This window comes from Devosia sp. ZW T5_3, assembly GCF_044987315.1.
Classification (GTDB): domain Bacteria; phylum Pseudomonadota; class Alphaproteobacteria; order Rhizobiales; family Devosiaceae; genus Devosia.
The window spans coordinates 1-13,896 of sequence record NZ_JBJDRE010000032.1 but is presented as its reverse complement, the minus strand read 5'-3'; the positions used below and the strand labels follow the sequence as shown (position 1 = coordinate 13,896).

12 protein-coding genes are annotated in these 13,896 nt (G+C 63.4%); 7 read left to right on the top strand and 5 right to left on the bottom strand.

Features of this window, described 5'->3' with window-relative positions; translation table 11 throughout:
* Positions 1 to 381: 381 nt before the first annotated feature.
* The 7 genes from ACI3KW_RS22950 (at position 382) to ACI3KW_RS22920 (ending at position 8,107) form a co-directional block, all read left to right on the top strand.
* Entirely contained in the window at positions 382 to 1,140 is a 759-nt protein-coding gene (locus ACI3KW_RS22950) for an electron transfer flavoprotein subunit beta/FixA family protein (protein ID WP_404850016.1), read from the top strand.
* A complete protein-coding gene (locus tag ACI3KW_RS22945; RefSeq protein WP_404850015.1) occupies positions 1,140 to 2,072 on the top strand; it encodes an electron transfer flavoprotein subunit alpha/FixB family protein in 933 nt (310 codons plus the stop codon). Before ACI3KW_RS22950 ends, ACI3KW_RS22945 begins: the two co-directional genes overlap by 1 nt.
* Positions 2,073 to 2,144: 72 nt before the next feature.
* Complete coding sequence (locus ACI3KW_RS22940; protein ID WP_404850014.1) at positions 2,145 to 3,329, top strand: aromatic amino acid transaminase; 1,185 nt, start codon at positions 2,145 to 2,147, stop codon at positions 3,327 to 3,329.
* Positions 3,330 to 3,400: 71 nt separating this feature from the next.
* Positions 3,401 to 4,054, top strand: a complete 654-nt coding sequence (fsa, locus tag ACI3KW_RS22935; protein WP_262169643.1) for a fructose-6-phosphate aldolase — start codon at positions 3,401 to 3,403, stop codon at positions 4,052 to 4,054.
* Positions 4,055 to 4,232: 178 nt separating this feature from the next.
* Positions 4,233 to 5,306 carry an Mrp/NBP35 family ATP-binding protein gene (locus ACI3KW_RS22930; RefSeq protein WP_404850013.1) on the top strand — a complete coding sequence of 358 codons (1,074 nt, stop codon included), beginning with the start codon at positions 4,233 to 4,235 and terminating at the stop codon, positions 5,304 to 5,306.
* 75 nt (positions 5,307 to 5,381) lie between these two features.
* The gene (locus ACI3KW_RS22925; RefSeq protein ID WP_404850012.1) at positions 5,382 to 7,055 is read left to right on the top strand and encodes an alpha-glucosidase; all 1,674 of its coding nucleotides are present in this window, start codon (positions 5,382 to 5,384) and stop codon (positions 7,053 to 7,055) included.
* An 80-nt stretch (positions 7,056 to 7,135) separates the two neighbouring features.
* Entirely contained in the window at positions 7,136 to 8,107 is a 972-nt protein-coding gene (locus tag ACI3KW_RS22920) for a Bug family tripartite tricarboxylate transporter substrate binding protein (protein ID WP_404850011.1), read from the top strand.
* Here the strand turns inward: ACI3KW_RS22920 and ACI3KW_RS22915 are convergent.
* The 5 genes from ACI3KW_RS22915 to ACI3KW_RS22895 all read right to left on the bottom strand — a co-directional run.
* Positions 8,087 to 9,667 (bottom strand): dipeptide ABC transporter ATP-binding protein, encoded by a 1,581-nt coding sequence (locus tag ACI3KW_RS22915; RefSeq protein ID WP_404850010.1) that lies wholly within the window; start codon positions 9,665 to 9,667, stop codon positions 8,087 to 8,089. The genes ACI3KW_RS22920 and ACI3KW_RS22915 overlap by 21 nt on opposite strands.
* Entirely contained in the window at positions 9,654 to 10,493 is an 840-nt protein-coding gene (locus tag ACI3KW_RS22910; protein ID WP_404850009.1) for an ABC transporter permease, read from the bottom strand. The genes ACI3KW_RS22915 and ACI3KW_RS22910 overlap by 14 nt, the downstream gene beginning before the upstream one ends.
* A complete protein-coding gene (locus tag ACI3KW_RS22905; protein ID WP_404850008.1) occupies positions 10,490 to 11,443 on the bottom strand; it encodes an ABC transporter permease in 954 nt (317 codons plus the stop codon). The genes ACI3KW_RS22910 and ACI3KW_RS22905 overlap by 4 nt, the downstream gene beginning before the upstream one ends.
* A 66-nt stretch (positions 11,444 to 11,509) precedes the next feature.
* The gene (locus ACI3KW_RS22900) at positions 11,510 to 12,994 is read right to left on the bottom strand and encodes an ABC transporter substrate-binding protein (RefSeq protein ID WP_404850007.1); all 1,485 of its coding nucleotides are present in this window, start codon (positions 12,992 to 12,994) and stop codon (positions 11,510 to 11,512) included.
* A gap of 127 nt (positions 12,995 to 13,121) precedes the next feature.
* On the bottom strand, positions 13,122 to 13,896 hold a 775-nt coding region (locus ACI3KW_RS22895; RefSeq protein ID WP_404850006.1), incomplete at its 5' end, for an ABC transporter permease.

Sequence of the window (13,896 nt, the reverse complement as noted above, 5' to 3'; positions counted from 1 at the left end):
CTCCTCCCCACCGCCCTCCCTCGGGCCCGACCCGAGGGCCACTCCCCGCTTGCACTGAACCTCACGCCCAACCCAGCCGCCCCCTAAGTAGACCTCATGGTGAGCCTGTCGAACCACGAGGTCGTGCCACCAGCCTCATCCCACTCACAATGTCATCCCGGCGCAGGCCGGGATCCATGCTGAAGGCCATCCACACGCTGGACGGCGCGGCACGCCACGGACATGGATTCCGCCCTCCGCCCGACTGACCCCGTGGCCCCGCTACCAGCACCCTTTTCCAAAAATCCCGCCCCCGCTGGTCAGAATTTCCCTTGCCAGCCTTGTCCGCCTCGCCCAACTTTGCCATGACACCTCCAGTTTCGAGGGACTTTGCAAACACCCATGAAGATACTTGTCGCCGTCAAGCGCGTGGTCGATCACAACGTTCGCATTCGCGTCCGCCCCGATGGTTCGGGCGTCGAGACCAATGGCGTCCGCATGTCGATGAACCCCTTCTGCAAGCACGCGGTGGAAGCCGCCGTCCAGCTTGCCGAAGCGGGCCAGGCCGAGGAAGTCGTCGTCGTCTCCATCGGCCCCAAGCCGGCGACTGACGTCATCCTCACCGCACTCGCCATGGGTGCCCATCGCGGCGTCCTGGTCGAAACCGATGCCGAGCTCGAAACCCTCGCCATTGCCAAGCTGCTGGCCAAGATCGTCGCCGAGGAAAATCCCGATCTGGTCCTGCTCGGCAAGCAGGCCGTCGACGATGATTCCAACCATGTCGGCCAGATGCTCGCCGCCTTGACGGGCCGCCCCCAGGCCACCTTCGCCTCCGAAATCAGAGTCACAGGGCAGGGCCTCGAAGTCTCCCGCGAAGTCGACACCGGCCGCCAGACCCTGGCGCTGCCGCTGCCCGCCATCGTCACCGCCGACCTCCGCCTCAATACCCCGCGCAATGCCGCCCTGCCGCAGGTCATGAAGGCCCGCTCCAAGCCCTTAACCACCCGCGCTGCCGCCGATTTCGGCGTCGACCTCGCCCCGCGCCTCACGGTGGAAAAGATATCCCCGCCACCCGAGCGCGTGGCAGGAAAGACTGTCGGCTCTGTTGCTGAACTCGCCGCCTTCATCGCCGCCGACATTTCGCAGATGGAGGCGCTGTAATGAGCGTTCTGGTTCTGGCCGATCACGACCTCGGCGTCCTCTCGCCCGCCACCGCCCGCGTGGTGCATGCAGTGGCCGAGCTAGGCCCGGTCGAAATCCTGGTGGCCGGCGAAGATATCGCCGCCGCCGCCCAATCCGCATCCAGTCTTGCCGGCGTCACCAAGGTCTTGACCGCCGAAGGTCAATTCGCTGCCGATAGCCTCGAAATGCTACTCTCAACGTTAGCAGTCCGTTATCATTATCTGGTCGCAAGTGCCGGATCGGTTGGCAAGGATGTCATCCCGCGGCTTGCCGCCAAGCTCGACCTCATGCCGGTCACCGATATCGTCGCCATACTCGGTCCCAACCGTTTCGAGCGCCCGATCTATGCCGGCAATGCCCTGCAAACCGTCACCTCGAACCAGCCCAAGCACATCCTCACCCTGCGCGCCTCGGCCTTCCGCGCCGCCGCGTCCGGCAATGCCGCTCCCATCGAACCCCTTGATGTCTCAGGCATTTCCTCCGCCGCCAAGGTCATTGCCGCCCATCGCACCCAGAGCGACACCCCCGATCTCGCCACCGCCCAGATCGTGGTCGGCGGCGGCATTGCGGTCGACTCCGCCGAGGGCTTCCAACTCATTGAATCCCTTGCCAAAAAGCTCGGCGCTGCAGTCGGCGCCACCCGTGCCGCGGTCGACGCCGGCTACGCCCCCAATGATTGGCAAGTCGGCCAGACCGGCAAGATCATCGCCCCCGATCTTTACATCGCCATCGGCATTTCCGGGGCCCTGCAACACCTTGCCGGCATCCAGGGCGCCAAGAAAATCATCGCCATCAACACCGATGCCGAGGCGCCCCTGGTCAAGCTTGCCGACATCGCTCTCATCGGCGATCTCTTTGAAATCATTCCGCAATTGATCGCCGAACTGGACAAAACCGGCCTCAAACGCTGAGCCGATTGCAATTGCAAAAAATCCTCCGCCGCCTATAAAGACCCCGCCTTCCCACCGGAACTGCTCCACAAAATGTTCGAGACCCTCACCAAGGCCCCCGGCGACAAGATCCTGGCGCTCATGGGCGAATACGCGGCCGACCCGCGCTCCACCAAGATCGACCTCGGCGTCGGCGTTTATAAGGACGAAAAGGGCGTCACGCCCGTCATGTCCGCCGTCCGCAAGGCCGAGCAGCGCATTCTCGAAAACGAAAAAACCAAGACTTATCTGGGCATTGCCGGCAATAAGGGCTTCGGCGCCGCCGTGCTCGATCTTGCTCTGGCCGATAGCGTCGACCGCTCCCGCGTCCGCATCGCCCAGGCCCCCGGCGGCACTGGTTCGCTCTGGGTTCTGATGCAGCTGATCAACCGCGCCAAGCCCGGCGCCACCGTCTGGGTCTCCGATCCGACCTGGCCCAATCACAACCCGATTGCCGAGAATTCCGGTCTCAAGGTCGAAAAATATCCCTATTTCGACACCGAAACCCGTGGCGTCAAATTCGCGCAAATGCTTGCCGCACTTGATAAATTGGGCAAGGACGACGTCGTGCTGCTGCATGGCTGCTGCCACAATCCAACCGGCGCTAACCTCACCAATGAACAATGGGATCAGGTCGCGCAAAGCCTTGCCCGCACCGGCGCTTTACCCTTCATTGACCTGGCCTATCTCGGCTTTGGCGATGGCCTGCTCGAAGATGCCTATGGCACCCGCAAGGTGATCGCCTCGGTTCCCGAAGCGCTGATCGCCTTCTCGGGCTCCAAGAATTTCGGCCTCTATCGCGAGCGCATCGGCGCCGCCATCCTCATCGCCAGGGATGCGGACCAGGCCGACGTCACCAATTCACAGCTCCTCAACATCATCCGCGGCGCCTATTCGCAGCCGCCCGATCACGGTGCCGAAATCATCCGCACCATCCTTGAGGACAAGGATCTGCGCGCCGAGTGGGAAGCCGAGCTCAACCAGATGCGCGGCCGCATGATCATGCTGCGCGAAAAGCTGGCCGAAGCCATCCGCCAGCGTTCAAATTCCAAGGATTTCGACTTCATCGCCACCCATCGCGGCATGTTTTCGCTGCTTGGACTGCCCAATGACGTCGTTGAGCATTTAAAAGCCGCCAATGGTGTTTATATGATTGGTGACAGTCGCATCAATGTCGCCGGCATCCCGGAGGATCGGGTCGGCGACTTGGCGGAAGCCATGCTCTCGGCGAGCAAATAAGCCAGTCCATTCGCCTTGCAGCCCGGCCCCGCCGTGCTACACATTTTGCTGAACAGCTCTAGGAGGGAACCATGAAGTTCTTCGTCGACACTGCAGAAATCAAGGACATCAAGGAGCTGTACGATACCGGCCTGCTCGATGGTGTCACCACCAATCCGTCGCTGATTGCCAAGTCCGGCCGCGATTTCAAGGAAGTCGTCAAGGAAATCTGCGCCACCGTGCCCGGCCCGGTCTCGGCCGAAGTCGCCAGCCTTGAATATGACGGCATGATTGCCGAAGGCGAAGTGCTGGCCAAGCTGGCCGACAATGTCGTGGTCAAGCTCCCCCTGACGCTCAATGGCCTCAAGGCCACCAAGACCTTCAAGGAACGCGGCGTCAAAACCAACGTCACGCTCTGCTTCTCGGCCAATCAGGCCCTGCTCGCCGCCAAGGCTGGCGCGACCTATATCTCGCCCTTCCTCGGCCGTCTGGATGACATCAATCTTGATGGCGTCGAGCTGATCGAAAACATCCGCCAGATCTACGACAATTACCAGTTCGAGACCCAGATCCTGGCCGCCTCGATCCGCTCGCCCAACCACGTTACCCAGGTCGCTTTGGCCGGCGCCGACGTCGCCACCATCCCGCCCGACGTGATCCGCAAGCTGGCCAATCACCCGCTGACCAATGCGGGCATCGAAGGCTTCCTCAAGGACTGGAAAGCCACGGGCCAGTCGATCCTCTAGGGATCGCGTTCTCTGCCTTCTCCCCCTGTGGGGAAGGTGCCCCACAGGGCGGATGAGGGGTCTACGACCCTTATGATAATCGCGTGAGGGGTCTGTAGCCCCTCACCATCTCGGCCTGCGGCCGATCCACCCTCTTGTCAGGGGAAGGGCAGGGGCCAGGCACAGCAAAAGGTCCCCAATGGCCGATACCGAACTCGCCGCCACCATCAAATCCGCGCTCGCTGCCGTGGAAATTCCCGGTGGCGGAGATTTGTCGGGCTATGGCGGCCTGTCCGAAATCATCGTCACGCCCAGTGCAGTGGCCTTCGCCATTGCGGTGGCGCCGGGCATGGAAGCCGCCTTCGGCCCCGCGCGTGAACAGGCCCAGTTGGCGGCGCAGGCCGTCGCCGGCACGCGCAAGGTCATGGTGTCGCTCACCTCCGGCAAGCCGCCCGCCGGCCCGAAATTCTCCCATGGTAGTCCGGTTCCGGCCGGCAAACGGGCCGTGCCTGGCATCAAGCGCATTATCGCCGTTGGCTCCGGCAAGGGCGGCGTCGGCAAATCCACCACCGCGGTCAATCTGGCCCTGGCCTTTGCCGCCGAAGGCCTGCGCACCGGCATTCTCGATGCCGATCTCTACGGCCCCTCCATCCCCAAGCTGCTGGGCCTCGAAGGCCGGCCCGCCATCCGCCAAGACGGCATTTTCACGCCCCATAGCGCCTTCGGTCTCAAGGCCATGTCGATCGGCTCCATGCTCAATCCCGACCAGGCCGTAGTCTGGCGCGGCCCCATGGCAACCTCGGCTTTGCGCCAATTGCTGCGCGAAACCGACTGGGGCGACATCGACATCCTCGTCGTCGACCTGCCCCCCGGCACCGGCGATATCCACATCTCGCTGTTCCAGCAATCCGAAGTCGATGGCGTCGTTATCGTCTCCACCCCGCAGGAACTGGCCCTGATCGACGCCAAAAAGGCCATCGACATGCTGCGCCGCATGGGCGTGCCGCTGCTCGGCCTGATCGAGAATATGAGCTATTTCATCGCCCCCGATACCGGCGCCCGCTACGACATTTTCGGCACCGGCGGCGCCGAAGCCGCCGCCAAGGCGCTCGACATGCCCTTCCTCGGCGCCGTCCCGCTGGTCATGTCGATCCGCGAAAATTCCGACATCGGCCAGCCCCCCGTCGTCTCCGCGCCCAATGGCCCCGAAGCCCAGGCCTTCCGCGCCATCGCCACAAAAATTCTCGCAGGCTTGCCCGCGCTGCGGGGCTAGCGATCCCTTGCCATAGCTCCGCCGTGTCAGCACTCTAGGACATGCAGCCCAACCCCGCGTGTCCCGGAGCCCCCAATGACCGCCACTTCCCTGATGACCGAGCAGAAGCACCCGGACGAAGCCACTCGCGATCTCGATTGGTGGCGTGGGGCCGTGATCTACCAGATCTATCCGCGCTCCTATCAGGACCAGAATGGCGATGGCGTGGGGGACCTCGTCGGGATTACCAGCCGGCTCGATTATGTCGCCGATCTGGGCGTCGACGCCATTTGGCTGTCGCCGGTCTTCACCTCGCCAATGAAGGATTTCGGCTACGACGTCTCCAATTATCGCGATATCGATCCCAGCTTCGGCACGCTGGAGGATTTCGACCGGCTCGTGCAAAAGGCCCATTCTTTGGGCCTCAAGGTCATCATCGATCAGGTGATTTCCCATTCATCGGACAAGCACGCCTGGTTCTCCGAGAGCCGCCAGTCCCGCACCAATGCCAAATCGGACTGGTATGTCTGGGCCGATCCCAGGCCCGACGGCACCCCGCCCAATAATTGGCTCTCCATCTTCGGCGGCTCCGCCTGGTCCTGGGATAGCCGGCGCATGCAATATTACCAGCACAATTTCCTGGTCTCCCAACCCGATCTGAACTTTCACAATCCCGAAGTGCAGGATGCGCTGCTGGGCGAAATGCGCTTCTGGCTCGAGCGGGGCGTCGATGGCTTCCGCCTCGATACGGTCAATTTCTACTTCTGCTCGCTGGGCTTCGAGGATAATCCCGTGGTGCGCCCCGAGGACTTCAATGCCTCGACCGCTCCGGCGGTGAACCCCTATAATTTCCAGGAACATATCTACGACAAGTCCCGCCCGGAAAACCTCGCCTTCCTCACCCGCCTGCGCGCCCTGATGGACGAATATCCCGGCACCACCACGGTGGGCGAGATCGGCGATAGCCAGCACCAGCTCGAGCTCATGGCCCAATACACCTCGGGCGATGATCACCTGCACATGGCCTATACCTTCGACTATCTGGGCGGCGAATTCTCCGCCGAACACTTCAAGACCTCGATTGCCGCCACCGAAGGCCAGGCCCCCGACGGCTGGATCTGCCTCGCCTTCTCCAACCATGATGTGGTGCGCCATGTCAGCCGCTGGGCCGTGCACGGGCAGGAAGCCGCCTTCACCCGCCTTGCCGCTACGCTGATCCTGGCCATGCGCGGCTCGGTCTGCCTCTATCAGGGCGAGGAGCTCGGCCTCAAGGAAGCCGAGCTCTCCTTTGCCGATCTGGTCGATCCCTATGGCATCGAGTTCTGGCCCGAATTCAAAGGCCGCGACGGCTGCCGCACGCCCATGGTCTGGCAGGCCCATGTCCGCAACGGCGCCTTCTCCACTGCCGAGCGCACCTGGTTGCCCGTGCCGGCCGAACACCTGACCCATGCCGTCGATACCCAGCACGGCGTCGAGGGCTCTGTGCTCGAATTCTACCGCTCGCTGCTGGCCTTCCGCAAAGCCCATCCGGCCCTCGCCAAGGGCAAAATCACCCTGCTGGACTCCACCGGCGACATCCTCGCTTTCACCCGCGAGGAGGGCGAGGACCGCCTGCTCTGCGTCTTCAACATGGGCAACAGCGCTGCCGAGTTCGCCATTCCCGAAGGGCTTGCTCCCCATCATGCCGAATGCCCCGGCGTGATCGCCGCCCCGATCAATGGCGAACTCGATCTGGAGCCCTTCGGGGCCTATATCGGAATTCTGAGCTGAGCAATTATTTTGCCGGCCGGGTGGAACCAAATCCATCCAGCCGCAATTGCCTTCCCGTCACCCCGGGGAGGAACCCATTGATGAAGTCGTTGCTATCAACCCTGGCCATTGCGGCCGGGGCGTTTGTCGTGTCCTTGCCTGCCATCGCGCAGGATTTTCCCAATAAGCCGATCAATCTGGTCGTCCCCTTCGCCGCCGGCGGCTCGACTGACCTGGTCGGCCGCATTGTTGCCGAGGCCATGAGCGCCCAATTGGGCCAGCAGGTTCTGGTGGTCAATCAGGCCGGTGCGGGCGGCGTACTCGGCGCCACGGCCGTGGCCGATGCGGCTCCCGATGGCTACACCATCCTGATGGGCACCATTGCCACCCACGCGCTCAGCGCCTCGCTCTACGCCACGCCGCCCTTTGATCCCTCCGCCGATTTCGCGCCGATTTCCCTGCTCGTGACTGTGCCCAATGTGCTGCTGGTCAATCCCGAATTCCCCGCCACCAATGTCGAGGAACTGATCGCCCTGCTCAAGGCCGAGCCGGAAACCCATGCCTATGCCTCCTCGGGCAATGGCACGCCGCTGCATCTGTCGGGCGAATTGTTCAAGTCCATGGCCGGCGTCGATATGGTCCACGTGCCCTATCAGGGCTCGGGGCCCGCTTTGGTCGATGCGCTCAGCGGCGCCGTGCCGATCATTTTCGACAATCTCCCCTCGGCCACCGAGCATATGAAAGCCGGCACGCTGCGCCCGCTGGCCGTCACCACGCTCGAACGCGCCGCCAGCTTCCCCGACGTGCCCACCATGGATGAAGCGGGCGTGCCCGGCTACGAAACCAATACCTGGAACGCCCTGTTCGCGCCGGCCGGCACACCGCCCGAAGTGGTCTCCAAGCTCAACCAGGCCGCGGTCGCTGCCATCAACGATCCGGCGGTCCATGAGCGGCTTGCCGAAGTCGGCGCCATCGTTGTCGGCTCGACGCCCGAAGAGCTGGCCACCCATGTCGCCACCGAAGTCGAACGCTGGGCGCCGGTGGTCGAAGCCTCAGGCGCGACGATCCAGTAGCGTCTCACCCACATCCGGCAGGCGCGCGGCCATCAGTTCGCGCGTCAGCCGATGTTGCGGCTGGGCAAATATCGTCTCCGGCCGCCCCTCTTCGACGATCCGTCCCGCTTCCATCACCAGCACGCGGTCGGCCACGGCGCGCACCATGTCGATATCGTGGCTGATGATCAGATAGGTCAGCCCGAATTCCGCCTGCAGCCGCGCCAATAGCGCCAGCACTTCGCCGCGCACCGACACATCGAGCGCTGAAACCGGCTCGTCCAGCACCACGAGCTTCGGTCGCGTCACCAGCGCCCGCGCAATGGCCAGCCGTTGCCGCTGCCCGCCCGAAAATTCATGCGGATACCGCGCCAGCATTTCGCTGTGCAGTCCCACCGCCTCGATGGCCTCGACCAGCCGGCGCTGCCGTTCCACGGGGTCTAGCTTGGCCTCCAGCCGCAGCGGCTCACCCAGCGATTGGGCAATAGTCAGCCGTGGGTTGAAGCTGCCAAACGGGTCCTGAAACACCAGCGAAATATCGCGCCTCTGCGCCCGTGGCAGGTCCGCGCCATGATAGGCCACCCCGCCCAGCTGCACCTGGCCGGAGGTCGCGCTATCGAGCCCGACAATGATCTTGGCCAGCGTGGTCTTGCCGCAGCCCGAAGGCCCCACCAGCGCCACGCATTCGCCCTCGCTAATGGCAAAGCTCACCCCATCCACCGCCCGCAGCGGCTTTTCATGCCAGGGCCAAAACCCGCCCTGGCGATAGTCGCGCACCACCTGCTCCACCGTCAGCAATGGTGCGTCACCGAGCGGATGATCCTCCCGCGTGACCTCGAACCGCGACGCCGCCACCAGCCGTCGCGTATAATCCTGCTGCGGGTCCGAGAACACACTGGCCGCGGGGCCAGCCTCGACCAGCCGCCCGCGATGCATCACCGCTACCCGGCTGCACAGCACGTTCACGGCTTTCAGATCATGGCTGATAAACAGCAGCGCCATGTGCCGCCGCGTGCAAATCTCGGCAATCAAATCCAGCACGCGTTTCTGGGTAATCAGGTCCAGCGCCGAAGTCGGCTCATCCGCAATCAGAATGTCCGGCTGGCTCGCCAGCGCCATGGCAATCATCACGCGCTGCCGCTGCCCACCGGAAAGCTCATGCGGAAACCGCTCGCCGTGGCGCAGTTCCAGCCCCACTTCCTCAAGCAGATAGGGCACGTCGAGCTGCGCGCTATCGCTGCGATTGAGAATGATCGCTTCCTCGATCTGGTCGGTTACTCGCATCAGCGGGTTCAGCGCCGTCATCGGCTCCTGAAACACCATGCCGATCCGCTTGCCGCGCAGCCGCGCCATCTCGCGCTCATTGGTGGGCAGGGGGACCCCATCAATGCTGATACTGCCGCCCATTACGGCGCCTTCGGGCAATAGCCCCGTCACGGCCAGCGCCGTCAGCGTCTTGCCCGACCCGCTTTCCCCGATAATGCCGAACCGCTCGCCGCGCTCCAGCGTGAAGCTCACATCGCTAACCGCTTCGGTGCTGCCGAAGCGCACCGACAGCCCTTCGACCTCAAGCAACGACATTGGCATTCACCTGCCGCAGCCGCGGATCGATAGCGTCGCGCAATCCATCCCCGGCAATATTGAGACCAATCACGATCAATACGATGCACAGCCCCGGCACTAGCGTCAGCCAGGGGTGGATCAGGAACATCGATTGCGCATCGCGCAGCATCAATCCCAGGCTCGTGGCCGGCGGCTGCGTGCCCAGCCCCACATAGCTCAGTCCCGCCTCGGCCAATATGCCCAGCGAGAGCTGGATAGTCCCCTGCACGATGATCAGGCTCATGATATTGGGCAGCAAATGCCGATAGGCGATGGCCGCCGGTCCCAGCCCCGCTAGCCGCCCGGCCGCCACGAAATCCAGCGTTGCAATGCTCAGCGCACCGCCCCGCGCCACCCGTGCAAATACTGGAATATTGAACAGCCCAATCGCCAATACGGCATTGATCGCGCCCGGCCCGAACAAAGCCGTTACCAGAATGGCAACGATGATGGCCGGGAAGGCAAAGAGGAAATCGGAAAAGCGCAGCACCAGCCATTCCACCGGCCCGCCCCATGCCGCCGCCGCCAGCCCCAGCGGCACGCCAAGGCCTGCCCCAATGGCAACGGCCAGAGCCGCCACCACAAAGCTCGTCAGCGTGCCCGACATGACCAGCGAGGCCATGTCCCGGCCCAGATTATCCGTGCCCAGCCAATGCGCGGCATTTGGTCCCAGAAAGCGCCGGCCGATGTCGATCTGCGCAATCGGGTAGGGGGTCCACACCAGCGAGATCAACCCCAACAGGGCAAACAGCACGGTCGCGGCGAGCCCGATCACCAGATTGGGATGGCGCTTGAAAAAACTCATGGCGTGCTGCGCTCCCGCAGGCGCGGATCGACCAGCGCATAGGCCAGATCCACCGCAAACATCGTCGCCGTCACCGCCACGATCAACACGACCGTCGCCCCACGCACCAGGATCAGGTCACGCTCGGAAATCGCGGTGAAAATCAGCCGCCCCAGCCCCGGCAGATAGAACACATTCTCGACGATGATCGTGCCGGCGATCAGAAAGGCAAATTGCAGCCCCAGAATCGTCAGCACCGGCAGCAGCGCATTGCGCACCCCATGCCGCCATACCGCCTCGCCCATGGTCAGCCCCTTGGCCCGCGCCGTGCGGATGAAATCCTGCCCCTGCACATCCACCAGTGCCGTCCGCATCACCCGCGCCAGGATCGAGGCCTGCGGCAGCGCCAGCGCCAGGCTCGGCAACACCAGCCCGCGCAGCGACAGCCATGGGTTTTCGCCCCAGGGCGTAAACCCGCCCGGCGGCAACCAGCGCAGAGCCACGGCAAACACCAGCGTCAGCATCATGCCAAACCAGAAATTGGGCACGGCTACGCCCAATTGCGCCAGCACCATAATAGCCGTATCCGGCGCCTTGCCACGCGCCCGCGCCGAGATGATCCCCAGCGGCAGCCCGATCACCACCGAAATGATCATCGCCATCACGGTCAGCGGCAGCGTCACCGCCAGCCGCTCCCACAGCAGCGCCGCCACCGGCGCCCGCTGCGTATAGGACATGCCAAAATCCCCGTGCAGCATGCCGGCAATCCAGCTCAACAGCCTCTCATGCGCCGGTGCATCCAGCCCCATCTGCGCCCGCAAATTGGCCACCGCCTCGGGCGTCGCGGTAATGCCCAAGGTGAACCGCGCAGGGTCGCCGGGCAGCAGATCGAGGAGGTAAAAAATCACTACGGCTGCCAGCAACAGAGTGGCGGCAAAGCCGAGGAAACGACGCAGGGCGAAGAGGATCATCGTGCGCCGCCCCAATCCCCGGGCTTTATCGGGGGAGGGGGCGGTTGGCCCTGATCTGGGGCGGCGTCACTCCACCCAGTGAATCCCCCGCAACACCAAGCCCTCGATCGGCGAATTCTGCCACATGCCGGCAAGCTTGGCGTTCCACACGCCCGTCTGGGCGAGCTCGAACAGGTAGCCGTTGACCGCATCCTTGGCCAGGATGGTCTGTGCCTCGATAGCCAGTTCCTTGCGTTTGGCGTCGTCAACCGTCTCATTGAGTGTCTTGATCAGCGCCTGGAAGTCGGGATTGTCATAGCCGAAGTAGTAGTCTGGATTGGCATAATTTCCAATGTCGAACGGCTCGACATGGCTGATGATGGTCAGGTCGAAATCATGGTTGGTATAGACGTCCTGCAGCCATTGCGCGAATTCCACATTGATCAGCTCGAGCTTGATGCCCACCGCCGCAAACTGGCTGGCAATGATCTGCCCGGATAGCCGCGCATAGCCCAACGGCGGCAGTTTCAGCGTGGCGCTGAAGCCATCGGGATAGCCCGCCTCCGCCAGCAGCGCCTTGGCCGCTGCCGGGTCATAGGGATAGGTGCCGGTCAGGTCGGTATAATAGGCATTGTGCGGCGCAAAGGGCGCGCCGATGGGCGTGCCATAGCCAAAGGTTGCCCCATCGATGATCGCCTGGCGATCCAGCGCATGGGCCATGGCCTGGCGCACCTTGAGGTTATCAAACGGGGGTTTGCGATTATTGGTCCCCAGGATCGTCTCGCCTTCGGTCGTGCCCACCAGCACCTTAAATTGCGGATTGCCCTCGAACACGGCCAGCGAATCCGGCGCAAAATTATTGGTGCCGTCGATATCGCCGGCCAGCAGCGCGCTGGTCATGGCCGCCGTGTCGCCGATGAACAGATATGTCGCCTTGGTCAGCGCGGGCAGGGTGCCCCAGTAGGGCTCGTAGCGCTCGAGCAATACCCGATTGCCCTTGTCCCATTGCACAAAGGCAAACGGACCCGTGCCGATTGGCGTCGTCGCATTATTATCGGCGCTTTCCGGCGCCACGATCACCGCATCGCCCCGGCCCAGATTGAACAGGAACAGCCCCACCGGCTTGCTCAGTGTGAAGCTGATTGTAAACGGATCGACCACCTTCACTTCAGCGATGTCCGTATAGAGTTCCTTATGCGCATTGACGCTGTCGGCGGCCAGAATCCGGTCGAAGGTGAATTTGACATCGTCGGCATCGAAGGCCGTGCCGTCATGAAAGGTCACCCCCTCATGCAGCTTGAACGTATAGGTCAGGCTGTCGTCCGAAATGGTCCAAGAGCTGGCCAGCCCCGGCTGCACCGCGCCATTTTCGTCAATGGCGGTCAGGCCCTCGAAAATATTCTGGTAGACCACGATATCGATTGCCTCGGCCGCGCCCGCCGTTGGGTCGAGAATTGGTGGCTCCAGCGCCACCCCGATCCGCACTTCGGTCGGCTGCTGCGCCAGTGCTGCGCCACTCAGCGCACCAACCAAGGCCAGCGCCATCGCGGCGCCCGTCAAAATCCTGCCCATTCCGTAACTCCAAAAACGGCGGTTCCGGCGTCCCTCCGGAACATCGCGCGTGCTGGTGCATGAGGCGCCAGCTCCCATGGCCCGATGGTATAGGGCAATGGCGCCGATATGGCAGTAGCAAGTGTAGTTATACTTTCCGCCGATCGCCCAGCCGCGTAGCAAGGATCACCGGAACCAGCCCCGCCAGCACAATGAACAGCGCGGGCATCGCCGCCTGCGCAAACAGCCCTGCATTGGCGCGCCCATAAACCAGCGTCGCCAAAGTATCCACGCCGAGCGGCCGCAACAGCAAGGTCGCCGGCAATTCCTTGACGATCTCGACAAACACCAGTGTCGCCGCGCTCACAATGGCCGGCATCAGCGTCGGCAGATCCACCCGCAGCAAGAGCCCCAGCCCGCTCTGCCCCAGCACCCGCCCGGCATGCAGCATGGAATCGCCCCGCTTCTTGATCGCGGCGTCGAGCGTGGAATGGCTCACCGCCAGAAACCGGATCGCATAAACATAGAGCAGCGCCGCCATCGACCCCGACAGGATCAAGCCTGGCCGCCATCCCGCCAGCGCCATGGTCATGCGGTTGAACCACAGATCGGCCTGGCCCAGCGGCTGCAACAGCCCCAGCGCCAGCACGGTGCCGGGAATGGCATAACCGAGCGTCGCCAGCCGGATAGCGCCGCGCGAAATCCCCCCGGCCTGCTGGCCGATCTTGGCCGCCACCAGCCCCAATATCACGGTGATCACCGCCCCCGCCGAGGCGAGGATCAGCGTCGGCCACAGCGCGCCCAGCGTCATGCTGATTGTTTCGGGTAGCACCAAGCGGAACGCCAGATAGCTCAATTCCCCCACCGGAATGCCAAAGCCCATGCCCAGCAGCACAAGGCAAAATCCGAACGCGGCCCAGGCC